The 255-nt window shown below is 66.7% G+C and carries 1 protein-coding gene; it reads right to left on the bottom strand.

The window, feature by feature from the left end:
- The coding region (locus JS756_RS36420) for a polyketide synthase dehydratase domain-containing protein (RefSeq protein WP_307791462.1) at positions 1–190 on the bottom strand (190 nt) is incomplete at its 3' end.
- Positions 191–255 lie beyond the last annotated feature (65 nt).

The raw sequence follows: 255 nt of genomic DNA, 5'->3' as shown, positions 1-255 counted from the left end.
ACACCGCATGCAACGCCGCATCCAACAACACCGGATGCACACCGAAACGCCCGGCAACCCCCTCCTGCCCCGCAGGCAGACTCACCTCGGCAAAAACCTCCTCACCCCGCCGCCACACACCCCGCAAACCACGAAACGCCGACCCGTACGACAAACCCAACCCGGCAAAACGCCCGTACACACCCTCCACCGACTCCCCCACCGCACCCCGCGGCGGCCACACACCGAAGTCGAAACCACCCCCCACACCCGAAC

Source organism: Streptomyces actuosus (genome assembly GCF_016921115.1).
GTDB lineage: Bacteria > Actinomycetota > Actinomycetes > Streptomycetales > Streptomycetaceae > Streptomyces > Streptomyces actuosus_A.
This window is presented reverse-complemented; position numbering and strand designations above follow the sequence as displayed.